The 231-nt window shown below is 37.2% G+C and carries 1 pseudogene; it reads left to right on the top strand.

Annotation, left to right across the window (positions count from 1 at the left end):
- Positions 1-231: pseudogene (locus tag Q1A47_RS20770) on the top strand (RNA-guided endonuclease TnpB family protein); the annotation flags it as partial.

Below are 231 nucleotides of genomic sequence, written 5' to 3'. Positions count from 1 at the left end.
CTAAAAGATGATAAAGAAGCATGGAAAAAGGTAAAACATCCTACCCCTGCCAATTACAAAAAAGAATACGAATGGCTAAAAGAAGTCGATTCATTAGCGTTGGCAAACGCTCAACTAAATTTAGATAAGGCATATAAAGCCTTCTTCAAAGGGCATGCCAGGTTCCCAAAATTCAAAAGCAAACGCCATAAACAAAGCTACACAACGAATGTCGTCAATGGAAATATTCAG

This window comes from uncultured Virgibacillus sp. (assembly GCF_947495635.1).
Classification (GTDB): Bacteria; Bacillota; Bacilli; order Bacillales; family Amphibacillaceae; genus Virgibacillus; species Virgibacillus salarius.
This window is presented reverse-complemented; position numbering and strand designations above follow the sequence as displayed.